Source organism: Pseudonocardia ailaonensis (assembly GCF_039531635.1).
Taxonomy (GTDB): domain Bacteria; phylum Actinomycetota; class Actinomycetes; order Mycobacteriales; family Pseudonocardiaceae; genus Pseudonocardia; species Pseudonocardia ailaonensis.
Genome location: NZ_BAAAQK010000005.1, coordinates 26,176 through 41,338, shown reverse-complemented (window position 1 = coordinate 41,338; position 15,163 = coordinate 26,176). Strand labels below are relative to the sequence as shown.

At 74.3% G+C, this 15,163-nt stretch carries 19 protein-coding genes; 9 read left to right on the top strand and 10 right to left on the bottom strand.

Annotated features, from left to right (window positions below; genetic code table 11):
• Positions 1–42: 42 nt before the first annotated feature.
• The 3 genes from ABD324_RS08720 (at position 43) to ABD324_RS08710 (ending at position 2,620) form a co-directional block, all read left to right on the top strand.
• Complete coding sequence (locus ABD324_RS08720) at positions 43–855, top strand: MOSC domain-containing protein (RefSeq protein WP_344414369.1); 813 nt, start codon at positions 43–45, stop codon at positions 853–855.
• 113 nt (positions 856–968) lie between these two features.
• Positions 969–1,919, top strand: coding sequence for a serine hydrolase (locus tag ABD324_RS08715; RefSeq protein ID WP_344414367.1), 951 nt, complete (start codon positions 969–971; stop codon positions 1,917–1,919).
• Between the two features lie 14 nt (positions 1,920–1,933).
• Positions 1,934–2,620, top strand: coding sequence for a type 1 glutamine amidotransferase (locus tag ABD324_RS08710; protein ID WP_344414365.1), 687 nt, complete (start codon positions 1,934–1,936; stop codon positions 2,618–2,620).
• Here the strand turns inward: ABD324_RS08710 and ABD324_RS08705 are convergent.
• A complete protein-coding gene (locus tag ABD324_RS08705; RefSeq protein ID WP_344416292.1) occupies positions 2,584–3,810 on the bottom strand; it encodes a cytochrome P450 in 1,227 nt (408 codons plus the stop codon). The two genes, ABD324_RS08710 and ABD324_RS08705, sit on opposite strands and share 37 nt — an antisense overlap.
• Positions 3,811–4,037: 227 nt before the next feature.
• On the opposite strand from ABD324_RS08705, the gene ABD324_RS08700 reads away from it, so the two are divergent.
• On the top strand, positions 4,038–4,661 hold the full coding sequence (locus ABD324_RS08700; protein WP_344414363.1) for a TetR/AcrR family transcriptional regulator: 624 nt from the start codon (positions 4,038–4,040) through the stop codon (positions 4,659–4,661).
• A gap of 22 nt (positions 4,662–4,683) precedes the next feature.
• Here ABD324_RS08700 and ABD324_RS08695 read toward each other — a convergent pair whose 3' ends face one another.
• The 3 genes from ABD324_RS08695 to ABD324_RS08685 are packed head-to-tail and all read right to left on the bottom strand — an operon-like array spanning position 4,684 to position 6,886.
• Complete coding sequence (locus ABD324_RS08695) at positions 4,684–5,538, bottom strand: 5-oxoprolinase subunit C family protein (protein ID WP_344414361.1); 855 nt, start codon at positions 5,536–5,538, stop codon at positions 4,684–4,686.
• Positions 5,535–6,131: a 5-oxoprolinase subunit B family protein gene (locus ABD324_RS08690; protein WP_344414359.1), complete on the bottom strand. Its 597-nt coding sequence runs from the start codon at positions 6,129–6,131 to the stop codon at positions 5,535–5,537. Before ABD324_RS08690 ends, ABD324_RS08695 begins: the two co-directional genes overlap by 4 nt.
• On the bottom strand, positions 6,128–6,886 hold the full coding sequence (locus tag ABD324_RS08685; protein WP_344414357.1) for a LamB/YcsF family protein: 759 nt from the start codon (positions 6,884–6,886) through the stop codon (positions 6,128–6,130). The genes ABD324_RS08690 and ABD324_RS08685 overlap by 4 nt, the downstream gene beginning before the upstream one ends.
• A gap of 62 nt (positions 6,887–6,948) precedes the next feature.
• Between ABD324_RS08685 and ABD324_RS08680 the strand changes: the two genes are divergently transcribed.
• Both ABD324_RS08680 and ABD324_RS08675 read left to right on the top strand, forming a co-directional pair.
• Entirely contained in the window at positions 6,949–7,713 is a 765-nt protein-coding gene (locus ABD324_RS08680) for a sulfite exporter TauE/SafE family protein (RefSeq protein WP_344414355.1), read from the top strand.
• A gap of 230 nt (positions 7,714–7,943) precedes the next feature.
• Entirely contained in the window at positions 7,944–8,486 is a 543-nt protein-coding gene (locus ABD324_RS08675) for a hypothetical protein (RefSeq protein WP_344414352.1), read from the top strand.
• Here the strand turns inward: ABD324_RS08675 and ABD324_RS08670 are convergent.
• On the bottom strand, positions 8,483–8,956 hold the full coding sequence (locus tag ABD324_RS08670) for a MarR family winged helix-turn-helix transcriptional regulator (protein ID WP_344414350.1): 474 nt from the start codon (positions 8,954–8,956) through the stop codon (positions 8,483–8,485). The two genes, ABD324_RS08675 and ABD324_RS08670, sit on opposite strands and share 4 nt — an antisense overlap.
• A gap of 103 nt (positions 8,957–9,059) precedes the next feature.
• Here ABD324_RS08670 and ABD324_RS08665 point away from each other — a divergent pair, with 103 nt between their 5' ends.
• Positions 9,060–9,704 (top strand): FMN-dependent NADH-azoreductase, encoded by a 645-nt coding sequence (locus ABD324_RS08665; protein ID WP_344414348.1) that lies wholly within the window; start codon positions 9,060–9,062, stop codon positions 9,702–9,704.
• On the opposite strand, the gene ABD324_RS08660 is transcribed toward ABD324_RS08665, so the two are convergent.
• From ABD324_RS08660 to ABD324_RS08650, 3 genes are all read right to left on the bottom strand, one after another.
• Entirely contained in the window at positions 9,701–10,765 is a 1,065-nt protein-coding gene (locus ABD324_RS08660) for an NYN domain-containing protein (RefSeq protein ID WP_344414346.1), read from the bottom strand. The two genes, ABD324_RS08665 and ABD324_RS08660, sit on opposite strands and share 4 nt — an antisense overlap.
• Before the next feature lie 62 nt (positions 10,766–10,827).
• Positions 10,828–11,241 (bottom strand): hypothetical protein, encoded by a 414-nt coding sequence (locus ABD324_RS08655; protein ID WP_344414344.1) that lies wholly within the window; start codon positions 11,239–11,241, stop codon positions 10,828–10,830.
• Positions 11,238–11,720, bottom strand: coding sequence for a GNAT family N-acetyltransferase (locus ABD324_RS08650; RefSeq protein WP_344414342.1), 483 nt, complete (start codon positions 11,718–11,720; stop codon positions 11,238–11,240). The genes ABD324_RS08655 and ABD324_RS08650 overlap by 4 nt, the downstream gene beginning before the upstream one ends.
• A gap of 123 nt (positions 11,721–11,843) precedes the next feature.
• Here ABD324_RS08650 and ABD324_RS08645 point away from each other — a divergent pair, with 123 nt between their 5' ends.
• Complete coding sequence (locus tag ABD324_RS08645) at positions 11,844–12,701, top strand: alpha/beta fold hydrolase (protein WP_344414340.1); 858 nt, start codon at positions 11,844–11,846, stop codon at positions 12,699–12,701.
• Here the strand turns inward: ABD324_RS08645 and ABD324_RS08640 are convergent.
• A complete protein-coding gene (locus tag ABD324_RS08640; protein WP_344414338.1) occupies positions 12,698–13,159 on the bottom strand; it encodes a 6,7-dimethyl-8-ribityllumazine synthase in 462 nt (153 codons plus the stop codon). The two genes, ABD324_RS08645 and ABD324_RS08640, sit on opposite strands and share 4 nt — an antisense overlap.
• 140 nt (positions 13,160–13,299) lie before the next feature.
• Between ABD324_RS08640 and ABD324_RS08635 the strand changes: the two genes are divergently transcribed.
• Positions 13,300–14,523, top strand: a complete 1,224-nt coding sequence (locus ABD324_RS08635) for a M23 family metallopeptidase (protein ID WP_344414336.1) — start codon at positions 13,300–13,302, stop codon at positions 14,521–14,523.
• Positions 14,524–14,593: 70 nt separating this feature from the next.
• Here the strand turns inward: ABD324_RS08635 and ABD324_RS08630 are convergent, their stop codons facing one another.
• The gene (locus ABD324_RS08630) at positions 14,594–15,130 is read right to left on the bottom strand and encodes a dihydrofolate reductase family protein (RefSeq protein ID WP_344414334.1); all 537 of its coding nucleotides are present in this window, start codon (positions 15,128–15,130) and stop codon (positions 14,594–14,596) included.
• Positions 15,131–15,163 lie beyond the last annotated feature (33 nt).

The following is a 15,163-nucleotide window of genomic DNA, read 5'->3' as shown; positions in this document are numbered from 1 at the left end:
CCTTCCCCGCCGTCCCCCGATCGCGGGACGTAGGTTCCTCCGGTGAGCGCGGTCGTCGGCGGGCTCTTCCGCTACCCGGTGAAGTCCTGCCGGGGCGCCTCCGTGCCCGTCGCCTGCGTCGAGCCCTGGGGGCTGCGCGGGGACCGTCGCTGGATGGTCACCGATCCGGGCGGCGCGTTCGCCACGGCACGCACCCTGCACCGGTTACTGCTGGTCGAGCCCACCCCGGTCGCGGACGGGCTGGTGCTGCGGGCCCCCGGCGCCGAGCCCCTCCACGTGGCGACACCCGAGGGCCCGCGGACGGACGTCGTGGTCTGGCGGGACACCGTCTCCGCCACCCCGGCGGGCCCCGAGGCGGACGAGTGGCTGAGCGCGGTGATCGGCAGGCCCCTGCGGCTCGTGCATCTCGACGACCCGACCCGCCGCGGCGTCGACCCGGACTACGGCCGCGCCGACGACCGGGTCTCCTTCGCCGACGGCTATCCCCTGCTGCTCACCACCGAGGGCTCGCTCGAGGCACTCAACGCGCTGGTCGCGGAGGGCCCGAACGCCGCCGAGGCGCCGCTGCCGATGGTCCGCTTCCGGCCGAACGTCGTGGTCACGGGCACGCCCGCCTGGGCCGAGGACGGGTGGAGCTCGGTCCGGATCGGCGCCGCCCGCTTCCGCGTGGTCAAGCCGTGCGGGCGCTGCGTGATGACGACGGTCGACCCGGACACCGCCGAGAAGGGCCGCGAGCCCCTCGCGACGCTGGCGAAGCACCGCCGCAGCGGCACGAACCTCCTGTTCGGGATGAACCTGATCCCCGACACCCCCGGCGTCACGATCCGGGTCGGCGACGAGGTCACCCCGACATGACGCACCATGGAGCCACAACGCACGTCACAGGGCCCTCGACAGTGCGTTATGGAGCCACAACGCACGTCAGAGGGCCCGCGAAGGTGCGTTATGGCTCCATAATGCGGGCGGCGGTGGGAGTGCTGCTGCTCGCGGTGCTCGGGGGATGTGCGGTGCCGGTCGCGGGAGCGCCCGTCGCTGCACCCGCCCCCGGCAACACCACGGCCCCGCCGACCACCGCCGCCCCGTCGCCCACCGCCCCGCCGCCCACCGCCCCGTCGCCCACCGCCACGGCCCCGGCGTGCCCGGACACCGGCTGGTCCTGCGCCCAGCAGGCCCGCTTCGCCGCCGTCGCCCAGCGGATCGCGCAGCTGAAGGCGCCGAACGGGTATCTCGGCATCGTCGTCCGGGACCGGGCGACCGGGCTGACCTGGCAGGCCGGCGACACCACCCACGAGGGCTGGACGGCGTCGACGATCAAGCTGGCGATCGCCACCGACCTGCTCGTCCGAGACCGCAGCGGGGCGATCACCCTGTCCGCCGCGGACCGCCACGACATGGACACCATGCTGAACTTCTCGGACGAGGCCGCGTCCGACCGGCTCTGGGACCGCTACGGCGACGACGCCATGCTCGCCCGTTTCCGCAGCGTGTTCGGCATGTCCGGGCTCGAGTTCGTCCCCGGCTTCACGAAGGGCACCTACTGGGGCTTCGTGAAGTGCACGACCACGGATCTCGCCGCGCTCGCCGGCTACGTCCTCGGCCGCACCGCACCCGCCGACCGCGCCTACCTGGTCAAGGCCCTCCGCGGGGTGGCCGAGAACCAGCAGTGGGGCGTGTGGGCCGCCGGGGACGCCGGCAACAAGGACGGCTGGTCCTTCGAGCAGGACTCCTACGGGAAGCACTGGGTGCTCGACTCGGTCGGCTTCACCGGGCCGGGCGAGCGGTACGTCGTCGCGATCATGGACCAGGTGCCGCCCTCCGGCTCCGAGGCCGACGGGGTGCACGCCGTGAGCGATCTCGCGGCGCTGGCGTTCGGCAAGAGCGTGCCGGCGAAGGTCACGGTGCCCGAGCCCGACGGCTGAGGCACGCTCGGGCCATGGCCCGCGCGCTGATCCTCGTCCACGATCCCGACCCGGCCAGGCAGCGCCGCATCCCGGGCACGGTCCTCCCGGTCCTAGAAGACCTGGGGTTCGAGGTGCGGCTCGCCACCTTCACGGCGGGCGGCGCGGTGCCGGATCCCGCGGACGTCGACCGGATCGTGGTGATGGGCTCCGCCGAGGCCGCCTACGACGACACCCTGCCCTGGCTCGCCCCCGAGCTCGCCTTCCTGCGCGCCGCCACCGCGCACGGCACCCCCACGCTGGGGATCTGCTTCGGCGGCCAGGCCCTCTCCCGTTCCCTCGGCGGGACGGTCGGGCGCGCGCCGCGACCCGAACGCGGGTTCACCGACCTGGACACCGGCCGGTGGATGGAGTTCCACTACGACGCCTTCACCCTGCCGCCGGGCGCCACCGAGCTGCTCCGCAACGACGTCGCGCTCCAGGCGTTCGCGCTCGGCCCGCACCTGGGCCTGCAGTTCCATCCGGAGATCACCCTGGACGTCTTCGCCTGCTGGACGAGCGGCTGGTCGCCCGCGGTGGCGGCGGCCGTGGCCGCCGAGGTGGACCTCGACGCCGTGCGCGCCGAGATCGTCGACCGGGCGGAGACCAGCGCGAAGGCCTGCCGGGCGCTGGTGGCGGACTGGGTTCAGCGCACCAGCACGGGCAGCGTCTCCACGCCGTAGACGATCGAGGCGTCCCGGAACTGCAGCTCGTCGGCCGGGACGGCGAGCCGCAGCTCGGGGAAGCGGCGCAGCAGCGCGGGATAGGCCGCGCGCAGCTCCATCCGGGCCAGCTCGGCGCCGATGCAGCGGTGGATGCCGTGGCCGAAGGCGTAGTGCGGCGCCGGGGCCCGGTACAGGTCGAAGGGCTCGGCGCCGTCGCGGTCCGCGGAGAGCAGCGAGCAGATCACGCCGTCGCCCTCCTTGATCGTCACGCCGCCGACCTGCATGTCCCGCTTCGCGAAGCGCGGGAACGCGACCTGCACGACCGTCAGGTACCGCAGGAGCTCCTCGACGACCGGGCCCGAGTCCCCCTCGCGGACGGTCCGGGCGGCGTCGGCGTCCTCCATGAGGACGAGCGCACCGAGCGCGAGCATCGACGCGGTGGTCTCGAACCCGCCGGTCAGGACGCCGTCGGCGAGGCCGGCCAGCTCCTCGTCGTCCACCTGGTCGCCGTGCTCGCGGATGATCTGGCCGAGCAGGCCGTCCGTGGGGTTGTCGCGCTGCTTCTTGACCTGCTCGCGCAGGAAGACGAGCGAGTCCGAGATCGCGCCGAGCGAGGCGGACGCGCCGCCGAGCAGGTCGAAACGGGCGGTCGCGACCTCCTGGAACGCCTCGCGCTCGGAGTACGGCACGCCGAGCAGCTCGCAGATCACCAGCGACGGGATCGGCAGCGCGAAGGCCTCGACCAGGTCGACCGGCCCGTCGGCGGCCGCCATCGTGTCGAGGCACTCCTCCACGATCTCCTCGATCCGCGGGGTGAGCCGCGCGAGCCGGCGCATCGTGAACTCCGGCGTGAGCAGCTTGCGCAGCCGGGTGTGCACGGGCGGGTCGGAGAAGCCGAGGCCGCCGGGGTTCTCGCTCTCGGCCATCCCGACCTGCACGGCGAGGTTGTTGAAGTCGCTGGACCAGTCGTCGACCGAGCCGAGGACCGTCCGGACCTCCTCGCGCCCGCTGACCAGCCAGACGTCGATCTTCAGGGGGATGTCGAGCTTGCTGACGGGTGCGGCGGACCGGGCCGCGGCCAGCGCCGGGATGGGGTCGAGCCCGTCCCTGCGCAGCGGCATCAGGGCGGACTCGGGGAGCAGGGAGCCGAGATCGAGGCCCTTGCGGTTCATCCGGGCCAGCTGGCGGCGGACGAACCAGGACGCGATCCGCGCTCGGAGCGTGGGCACGGGTCCGAGCGTAGCGAGGGCGCCGGCCGCACCGAATCGAGCGTGGCGAGCGGCTCATCGGCCGTGGTGGCCGGGCCAGTGCGGCCCCGGGCTCCCGGGGCCGCACCCGGCCGTACTCGCGCCGCGACCCGTGCCGACCCCCCGGCCTCGACCCACCGGCACGGACGGGTGCTAGTACGGCTGTACCAGAACCTACCGTGTGCGCTGTGCTAGACAAAGCCATGCCGCGCCTCGCCGATCACGACGCCCGGCGCGCCACGATCGTCGAGGCGCTCTGGCGGGTCATCCGGCAGGCCGGGATCGCGGACGTGTCCGTGCGGACGGTCGCGGCCGAGGCCGGCATGTCACCCACCGCGCTGCGGTACTACTTCCCCACCCAGGACGCGCTGCTCACGAACGCGATGCGGGAGCTCGTGGCGGTCGCGTCGCTGCGGGTCGTGCCCCTGCTCGAGGCGGCCCGGGACCGGCGCGGGGTCGAGACGATGCTCGCCGAGCTGCTGCCGGTGGGCGAGCAGGGCCGGGCGGACCAGCAGATCTACCTCGCCTTCGCCGCCCACGCGCTCGCGTTCCCCGGCCTGCGCGGGATCAGCGAGGAGACGGGCCAGGGGATCCGCCGGCTGGCCGACCGCGCGGTGGAGATCATGATCGCGAGCGGGGAGCTGCGCCCGGACCTCGATCCGGAACGGGCCGCCGCGAGCATCGACGCCCTGGTCCAGGGCCTGACCTTCCAGGGCTGCGCCCGCCCCGCCCTGACCTCCCCCGCCGAGCTCCGCCGCACCCTCGCCGAGCACCTCGACCTCCTGTGCCGCCCACCCCGTGAGTGCGAATAGTCGCCAGAGCGACTATTGCCACTCACGAGGGTCGGAGTCGGATCCGCACCTGTTGTCCGGGCCGGATCTGCGCAGCCCGGTCCACCTCCGCGTCCTCGAGCACCGCGATCACCGGGTATCCCCCGGTCACGGGATGGTCGGCGAGGAAGACAACGGGCTCCCCGCCCGGCGGCAGCTGCACCGCACCGCGGGTCAGGCCGATACTCGGCAGCGTCCCCGCGCCGTCGGCCGGCTCCAGGGTCGCGCCCTCCAGCCGCATCCCCACCCGGTCCGTCCGGTCGGAGGCGACCCAGGGCGAGGTCGCGAGCCCGCCCGGGTCCACCGCGTGCGAGGCATGGGGACCCCGGACCGCCCGGAGCGTGACGAGCCCGGCCGGCGGCGGGGCCACCGGAGCGACCTCCACCAGCGGGAACTCCGAGGGCTCCGGCCCGATCGGCAGCTCGGTCCCCGCCTCGAGCGGCGCCGGCCCGATCCCCGAGAGCAGGTCCGTGCTGCGCGACCCGAGGACCTGCGGGACGGCGATCCCCCCTCGGACGCAGACGTACGTCCGCAGTCCCGAGGTCGGTACCCCGAGCCGCAGCTCCTGGCCGGACCGCACCGGGACCAGCGCGAAGTGCCCCACCGGCCGCCCGTCCACCGACGCGGGCGCCGGCGCCCCGGTGAGCGCCACCAGCAGGTCCCGCGAGGCCCGCAGCGCCAGCCCGCCGAACAGCACCTCGATCGCGGCGGCGTCCGGCGGGTTCGCCACCAGCCGGTTCCCCAGCCGCAGCGACGCACGGTCCGCCGCCCCCGAGCGACCCACCCCCAGGGCCGCCAGCCCGGGCCGCCCCAGGTCCTGGACCAGCGCCTGCGCCCCCGTCCCCAGCACCGTGATCACGACTCGACGAACCTCACCTCGGCACCCGGCACGAGCAGCGCGGGCGGGTCCCGGTCCAGGTCCCACAGCACGGCGTCGGTGCGCCCGATGAGCTGCCATCCCCCCGGCGACGAGCGCGGGTACACCCCGCTGAACTCCCCGGCGAGCCCCACCGACCCCGCCGGGACGGACGTCCGTGCCGACGACCGACGCGCCACGTGCAGCCGGGGGTCCCCGCCGGTCAGGTAGGCGAAGCCGGGCGCGAACCCGCCGAACGCCACCCGCCACGGCGTCCCCGTGTGGGCGGCGACCACCCCGGCGCGGTCGAGCCCGGTCAGCGAGGCGACCTCGTCGAGGTCCGGGCCGTCGTAGGTCACCGCGATCCCCACCGAGCCCGCGTCGAGGGCCTCCACCGGCCGCACCTCCAGCGTCTCGACGGCCGACCGCAACCCGCCGAGGTCCGTGCCCGGCGTGCACACCAGCAGCACCGACTCCGCCGCCGGCACCACGTCGAGCACCCCGGCGAACGCTGCGGACCGGCACGCCGCACCCAGCGCGACCGGGTCCTCGTGGGTCACCAGCAGCGCGGCGTCGCCGAACGGGAGGACCGTCACGCGAAGCCCTCCAGGATCACTCCCGCGGCCGCCAGCCCGTCCCGCACCGCCTGCGCCATCGCGACCGCGCCGGGCGAGTCCCCGTGCAGGCACGCCGACTCCGCCCGCACCCGCACGTCCGTCCCGTCGACCGCACGGACGACCCCGTCGGTCACCATCCGCACCAGCCGCTCGGTGACCTCCGCGGGATCGCGCAGCAGCGCCCCCTCCTCGCGCCGCGGCACCAGCGATCCCTCGGGCGTGTACCCGCGGTCGACGAAGAACTCCGGCACCGCCCGCAGCCCCCGCTCCTCGGCCGCCCGCAGCAGCTCCGAGCCGGGCAGGCCGAGCACCGGCAGCGTCGGGTCGTACTCGGCGACCGCCGCCACCACGGCCCGGGCCTGCGCCGCGTGGTGCACCGACGCGTTGTAGAGCGCCCCGTGCGGCTTCACGTACCGGACGGCCGTTCCGGCGGCCCGGCACATCGCCTCGAGCCCGCCGATCTGGAACAGCACGTCCGCGGTGAGGTCCTCCGGTTCCACGTCGACGAACCGACGCCCGAACCCCGCGAGGTCCCGGTAGGCCACCTGGGCCCCGACCACCACCCCGTTGCGGGCGGCCGCGGACACCGTGCGGCGCAACGTCGTCGGATCCCCGGCGTGGAAGCCGCACGCGACGTTCGCGCTGGTCACCAGCCCGAGCATCGCGTCGTCGTCGCCCAGGGTCCAGCGGCCGAAGGACTCGCCGAGGTCGGAGTTGAGATCGAGCGCGGTCATCGGCACAGCGTGCCAGCCGACATCACATTCCGTTCCCCGGCGAGCCGTGCTTCGGTCGAGGGATGACCGCCGCGACGCTGGGACTTCTGTTCCTGGCCGGGCTCGGCGGCGGGTTCACCGGTGCGGTGGCGGGGCTCGCGTCCCTGATCTCCTATCCCGCGCTCCTGGCGGTCGGCCTGCCACCGGTCGTCGCGAACGTCACCAACACCGTCGCCATGATCGGGACGACGGCCGGCTCGGTCGCCGGGTCCCGCCCGGAGCTGAAGGGCCAGGGCCCGGTCCTCGTCCGCCTCTGCCTGCTGACGGCGGTCGGTGGCGCGGCGGGCGGCGCGCTGCTGCTGGTCACCCCCGGCGACACGTTCGCCTCGGTCGTCCCGTGGCTGATCGCGCTGGCCAGCGTGCTGCTGGTGGTCGCCCCGCGGCTGCGGCAGTGGGCGGAGCGCCGCACCGAGGAGGGCGCGGCGAGCACCCCGCTCGGCCCGCTCACGCTCGTCGCCGCGTTCGGCGTCGCGGTCTACGGCGGCTACTTCGGCGCCGCCGCCGGCGTCATGATGCTCGCGCTGCTCTCCGTGGCCTGGTCGCAGAGCCTCGCGCGCTCCAACGCCGCGAAGAACGTGGCGACGGGCGCGGCCAACATCGTCGCCGCCGTCGTCTTCGCCTTCACCGGCCCCGTGAACTGGGCCGCCGCGGGCGTCCTCTGCGCGGGCCTGCTGGTCGGGTCGCGGATCGGCCCCGTGCTCGTCCGCAGGGTGCCGGCGACCCCGCTCCGGATCGCGATCGGGCTGGCCGGGCTCGGCCTCGCCGTGAGCCTCTGGCTCCAGGCCTGATCCGGGAGGACCGGGACGGCATCCGGACGGGACGAGCGGTCCGCCCGCCCGTTCGGCGACGCGCCTGAGAGGCCCCCGGCGCAGCCCGCTCCGCCCGGTGGAGCAGCGCGGCGCCGTTCGCCTCCCCGCGCCGGCGGATCGCCGGACCACAGGCAACCACCCTTCTCAGACTCGGCCACCGGCAGCGGGCACCCACCTACCGTCGGGCCACCCGACAAGGAGAACCCCCGATGGCCCGTCGCTCCCCCCTGACTCTGGCCTGTCTCGCCGCCGCCGGACTGCTCGCGCTCGGCGCCTGCAGCTCCCCCCAGGCACCCTCCGCAGCAGCCCCCGCCGCCCAGCACCAGATGCCGGGCATGGACATGGGCGCGATGCCCGGCATGAGCCACGGCTCCGGCGGCGTCGAGCTGTGGGCCGTGCAGAGCGGTCCACTGGGGACGGTCGTCACCGACGGCTCCGGGCACGTCCTGCACCGCTTCGACAAGGACTCCGCCGCGCCGCCGACGTCGACCTGCACCGGCGCGTGTGCGACCACGTGGCAGCCCTTCCTGCTCCCCGACGGCCAGCAGCCCGAGCTCATGGGCGTCGACGCGGCGAAGGTGGGCACGGTCAAGCGCGCCGACGGCGGCACCCAGCTCACCCTCGCCGGCTGGCCGCTCTACACCTGGTCCCGCGACGACGGCCTGCTCTCGACCGCCGAGGGCCAGGGCACCGACAGCACCTGGTACGCCATCGCCCCCGACGGCACCAAGGCCGTCAAGGCGATCTCCTAGCAGTTCTCGATCTGCTCCGCCGCCGCACACGCGTCGGCGGGGCCGGCGTCCGTGGCCAGCTTGGCCAGCAGCGCCCGCAGCTGCCCCTGCTCCGCCGCGTCGAGCGGGCTGAGCAGCGCCTCCTCCGCGGCCCGCAGCCGGCGCTCGAGGTCGCAGAGCCGGCCGCGCCCGGCGTCGGTGATCACGATCTGCCGCGCCCGCCGGTCCGCCGGATCGGGCTGGCGGCGCACCAGCTCGGCCTTCTCCAGCTCGTCGAGCAGGTAGGTCATGACGGTGCGGTCCACACCCAGCTTCTGGGCGAGCGCGAGCTGGTTCCCCGGTCCGCCGTTCGCGGCCTCGACCAGCACCTGGTAGCCCCGCGGCCCACCCGGCAGCCCGGCGACGACCTCCTGTGCGGTGCGCAGGTGCGCGCGCATGACCTTGCCCAGCGCCCAGCCGAGATCGGCCTCGACGTGCTGCGGGGTGGTCATGTCCGAAGGGTACCGGTGAGACGAGCCACTGCCGATGTTCTGCTCCTGAGATAGTCTGCTATACAGAACATCTTACAGACAGCACGTCCTCCGGAGGTCTCCCGTGTCCCTCTTCCGTCTCGACAGCAGCATCCGCACCGAGGGCTCGGTGAGCCGCGAGGTCGCCGACACCCTCGAGCGCGCCTACCTCGAGCAGCACCCCGGCGGCAGCGTGATCCGCCGCGACGTCGGCACCGCACCGCTCCCGGCCGAGGTCTGGGCCACCGCCGCGTTCGCCGGCTACACCCCCGAGGACCAGCGCACCGAGGGCCAGAAGGCCGCCGTCGCGCTCGCCACCACGCTGGCGGACGAGGTGCTCCGCGCCGACACCGCCGTGATCGCCGCGCCGCTCTACAACTTCGGCGTCTCCCAGCACCTCAAGGTGTGGATCGACCTCGTGATCACCGACCCGCGTTTCGCCCCCGGCACCACGCCGCTCGCCGGCCGCCAGGTCGCGATCGTCGTCGCCCGCGGCGGCGGCTACGGCGAGGGCACCCCGCGCGCCGGCTGGGACCACGCCACGGACTGGATCCGCCGGATCTTCGGCGACGTGTGGGGCGCCGAGGTCACCCTCGTCGAGGCCGAGCTGACCCTGGCGGACGTGACCCCGCAGATGGAGGCGCTGCGCCCGCTCGCCGCCGAGGTCCGCGCCAAGGCCCACGAGCTCGCCGCGAGCACCGGCAAGCAGTTCGCCTCCCGCGCGGCCTAGCCCGGCAGTGACAGCACCTGGTCGCCGAGGGCCTCGTCCCACTCCATGTCGACGAGCCCCCGCGCCCGGGCCGCCTTCACGAACGCCTGGAACCCCGCGAAGCCGTAGCGCTTCTCGCTGAAGTCCGGCTCCCGCTTGCGGATCTGGTCCTTCAGCCCGGAGAGCTGCGGCCGGCCGAGCCCGCGCACGGTGTCGACGAGCAGCGTGAACGCCGCCTCGTCGCCGGGGCCGCGCTCCGCGAAGGTCACCTGCGGGTCCCCCTGCGCAGAACCCACCCCCAGCTCGACGACGCCGTCGTTCTGGAGGTGGCGCAGCAGCTCGCCGAACCCGCGGAAGCCGTGGTCGGCCTCGTCGAACGTGGGGTCCTTGCGCAGGATCGCCCGCTTGAGCCGGGAGGCGAGCACCGGCCCGTCGGCGTGCCGCTGGAGTCCGGCGAGGGTGCTCACCACCAGCTTGCCGACGTCGACGCCGTCCGCGGGCTCCTCCTCCGGCTCTGCGGGGGCCTCGACCACCGGCGCCGGTTCGGGTGCGGCGTGCTGGGCCGGCTTCCCGTTCCGGCCCCGCCGCGCCGCGGGCTTGGCCTCGACACCCACCAGCCGGTCGTAGAACAGGAACTCGTCGCAGGCCGGCGGCAGCAGCGCCGAGGTCGAGGACTGCACCCCGATCCCGATCACCCGCTTGTCCATCTCGCGCAGCTTGTGGACGAGCGGGGTGAAGTCCGAGTCCCCGGTCCCGATCGCGAAGGTCGTGATGAACGGCCGCTCGTAGGCCAGCTCCAGCGCGTCGAGGGCCATCTTGATGTCCGCCGCGTTCTTGCGGGCCACCCCGAGCCGCTGCGGCATCTCGATCAGCTCGACCTGCTGGCGAGTGAGCAGCCGGCGGTCCTCGTCGAAGAACGACCAGTCCGCGTACGCCCGCCGGCTCACCACCCGGCCGCGTTCGGCGAGCGCGTCGGCCACCGGGCCGAAGGCGAACGGGCTGACGCCCAACCCGTCCCGGGCCCCGATCGCGAGGTTCTCGTAGTCGAGGAACAGCGCGATCCGTTCGTCCTCGTTCTCCACCGGGCGGACCCTAGCCCCCGCCCCGGATCCCGTCAGGCCAGGAGCATCCCGAGCCGCGCCGCTCAGCCCGCGGCGCGCTTCCCCGCCCGCACCCGGACGAGCGCGGCGGCGCCGGCGAGCGCGGCGCTCCCCGCGACGACCCCACCCGCGATGATCCCCACCCGTTTCACCTTCGCGCCGACCTCGGCGCGCAGCCGGGCGAGCCCCCGGTCGAGCGCGGCCAGGCTGTCGACCAGCTCGGCGCGCGCCGTCGCGACCTCCGCCTCATGGCCGCCCCGCAGCACCCCGGCCTCGGCCAGGGCCCGCGCCCGCAGCTCCCGGGAGCTGATCCGGGTGCCGTCCACGACCGGCCGCTCGCTGTCCACACCCCATTGAACAGCGCCGCGGCCCCCGCCCGCCACGCCCCGAACGGACAGTCCCGGGTCGAGACGAACCGAGCCACCGGGGAGCACCCCGCCCCGGTGGCTGGGGTTCATCTCGGCGACAGCGCGAGGTGCATCCGTCGCACGGGCAGCACGAGCCCGCCCATCACGGTCTCGGTCCCGGCCTCCCCGAGCACCCACCCCTCGCGGAGGTAGAACCGGACCGCCCGCGCGTTCCCCTCCAGCACCGACAGCTCCGCGCCCTCGGCCCCACCGGCCCGGATCCGCTCGACCCCGCCGTCGTGCAGCGCGAGCCCCACACCCGTGCCCCACACCGACGGCAGCGTGTAGAGCGCGTGGAGCATCCCGGGGCTCACCGCGACGAACCCGACGACCTCCCCGCCCACCTCCGTGACATCGAGGTGCGCCGCGGGCGCGGCGAGCGCTCCCGCCCAGACCGCCGTCCGGTCCTCGACGGACAGCCCGTCGAGCACGTCGTCGGCGATCAGTCCGCGGTAGGCCGCCCGCCAGGACTCCACCTGCACCCGCGCGATCGCTCCCGCATCACCGGCGCGGGCGGTGCGCACCTCCATGCACCGATGCTGGCACGGCTGTCCAGCGGGCATCGCCGACGACGCCGCGGCGCGGGTGGGGCGGCTGGTCGCCGGATGGCGCCACCTCCGATGAGTTTCGCGGCGCCGCCCGGTCTCACGAGCATGGAGACCCGAGTCCTCGTGACCCCCGACGTCGACCTCACCTACGACGTGTTCGGCCCGCTCCCGCCCGCGGACGGCCGCCCGATCCTGCTCGCCGTCGGCCAGCCCATGGCGGCCGACGGCTTCCACGTCCTCGCCGGGTTGCTGCCCGAGCGGACCGTGGTCGCCTACGACCCCCGCGGCCTCGGCCGCAGCGTCCGCAAGGACGGCGGCACCACGTTCGATCCCGAGGTCCAGGCCGAGGACCTCCACGCCCTGATCGCCGAGCTCGGCGGCCCGGTCGAGGTGTTCGGCAGCAGCGGCGGCGCGGTCACCGCGCTCGCCCTGGTCGCGGCCCATCCCGGGGACGTGATCACCCTCGTGGCGCACGAGCCGCCGCTCATCCCGGTCACGCCGGACGCGGCCAACGGGTTCCGGGCCCGCGCCGCCGTGACCGAGGCCTACGAGGCGAAGGGCTGGGGCGCCGGCATGGCGGCCTTCATCGCCATGACCTCGTGGGCGGGCGAGTACACCGAGGAGTACCTGGCGCAGCCGGCGCCGGATCCCGCGCAGTTCGGCATGCCCACCGAGGACGACGGCAAGCGCGACGACCCCCTGCTCTCCGACCTGTCGTGGGCCGTGAGCGGTTACGAGCCCGACGTCGACGCCCTGAGGAACGCCTCGTCGCGCGTCGTGATCGCGGTCGGCGAGGAGTCCGCGGGCACCTTCACCGACCGCACGTCGAGGGCCGCGGCCGCGCTGCTCGGCCAGGAGGTCGCCGTCTTCCCGAGCCATCACGGCGGCTTCCTCGACGGCTCCTTCGGCTACGCGGGCAAGCCCGAGGAGTTCGCCGTCCGCCTGCGCGAGGTTCTCGGCTAGACGGGGAGACGGTCGAGGGCCGCGACCGTCTCCGTGTACGCCTTCGCCACCTCGCGGCCCTTCACGGCGAAGTGGTCGTGGAAGAAGCCGTGGTGCTCGTCGTGCTCGTGGAAGTGGTGCGGGGTGAGGACCGCGGAGAAGACCGGGACCCCCGTGTCGAGCTGCACCCGCATGAGGCCGTCGATCACCGCGGTGGCCACGAACTCGTGACGGTAGATCCCGCCGTCGACCACCAGGCCGGAGGCCACGATCCCCGCGTACCGGCCGGTCTCGGCGAGGCGCTTGGCGTGCAGCGGGATCTCGAAGGCGCCGGTGACCTCGAAGAGGTCGATCCGGTCCGCGGGGACGCCGCGCTCGGCCATCTCGGCGAGGAACGCGTCCCGGCACTGGTCCACGATCTCCCTGTGCCACAACGACTGCACGAAGGCGATCCGCCGCTGCTGCCCGTCGTCCACCATGTCCGGCTCCTCTCGATCACCCGTGCCACCCGGGAGGTTACGCCCCCGGCCGGCCCGGGCCCTGCGCCTCACGTCGCAGGAGGACGACGTACCCAATCCGGACGATGTGGACCACCGTCGATCACTGCTGTCATCCGCGAGTGGCACTGATCTCGAGGTCGAACCGGACGATCGTCGCGGCGCTGGGCGGGCTGACCGCGGCGGCACTGCTGACCGCCTGCGGAGCCCCGGCGGTGACGCCCGCGTCGCCGCCGGCCGTGGCGCCGCAGGGCCTCACCCCGCTGACGCTGGCGCCCATCGGCGACCCGCTGGTGGTCCCCGGCAGCGACGGCCGGACCCACGTCGAGTACGACGTGCTGGTCACCAACGTCTTCACCGCGCCGGTCACGCTGACCTCGGTGGAGGTGCGGGACCGGAAGGCCGGCACCCCCGTGCTCACGCTCAGCGGTCCGGAGCTCGCCGCGCGCACGCAGCAGAACTTCATCCAGCGGCCGGTCACCCCCGCCGCGCAGATCCCCGTGTCGGGCCAGGTCGCCGTCGAGGTCGACATCGCGCTGCCGGCGGGTGCCGAGCCTCCGGCCGAGCTCGACCACGCGTTCTCCTGGAGCGTCCCCGCGGACGCCCCCGCACTGTCCATCCTCGACGGGCGGACGACCGGGCAGGTCACCGGCCTGCCGCGGAAGGTCTCACCGATCGAGCCCGTGCGGATCTCCGCCCCGCTGAGGGGCGGCGGCTGGTGGAGCCTGCAGGGGTGCTGCGAGCCCAACGGGCACCGCTCGCTGCGCTACTCGGTCGACGGCCAGCACGAGATCAAGTCCGAGATGTTCGCCGTGGACTGGGTGCGGCTGGAGAACGGCGCCTTCTTCGCGGGCGACGGCAGCAGCAACGACCAGTACTCCTACATCGGCGCCGACGAGCTGGCGGTCGCGGACGGCACGGTCGTCGCGACCCGCGACGGGCTGCCGAACGAGGCCCCGCAGGTCACGCCGGCGAAGAACGTCAAGGTCGGCGAGGACTACATCGGCAACAGCGTGGTCATCCGGATCGCCCCGGACCGCTTCGCCGTGTACGGCCACATGCAGCCGGGCAGCGTCACGGTGAGACCGGGGGACACGGTCAAGGCCGGCGACGTCGTGGGCACGCTGGGCAACAGCGGCAACTCCACCTCCGCCCACCTGCACTTCGTGATCACGGACGGGCCGGACTTCCTGACCGCCACCAGCATCCCCTTCGTGATCGACAGCTGGACGCTGCAGGGCACCGCCGCGTTGCCCGACGCCCCGGGTCCGATCCCCACGACCGGCCCGGCCGTACCGCAGTCCGGCACCCATCCGCTCTTCGAGAGCGTGTCGGACTTCGGCTGAGGCGTCCCGGCCCGTGGGCGCGGGGGAGATCGTCCTCCTCGGACGGTCCGCGGGGTGCCGCCCCCCGGGCCTACCGCGTCTCGGGCGTGTAGGTCAGGTGCAGGGTCCCGTTGGTCAGGGTGGTCGCGGAGGCCAACGGCAGCGGGTAGGACCCGTCGTCGCCGAACACCCGCAGGCCCTTGCCCACGACGACCGGGTGCACGAGCAGGTGCAGCTCGTCGAGCAGGCCCTCGGCGATCAGGCCGCGGACCAGCGCGACGCTGCCGCTCATGCCCAGGTCCGGCCCGCCCTCGGCCTTGATCTCACGGATCCGGTCCGCCCAGTCCGCGCCGAGGATCGAGGCGTTGCCCCACTCCGCGGACTCCAGGGTGCGGGACACGACGAACTTCGGCGGCGCCGCCATCTGGTCGGCGAAGTCCTGCCCCGCCATCGGGGCGAAGGCCTCGGCGAAACCGACGTAGGTCTTGCGGCCCAACAGCATCCGTGGCTGCATCAGGGTGCCGACGACGGCGCCGACCTCGTCGTCGAAGTACGGGAAGTGCCAGGTCTCGGGCGCCTCGACGACGCCGTCGACGGAGCTGAACAGGCCGGCGATGATCTTGGTCATGATGCCCTCCGGGGCAGTGTGCTGTCGATGTCG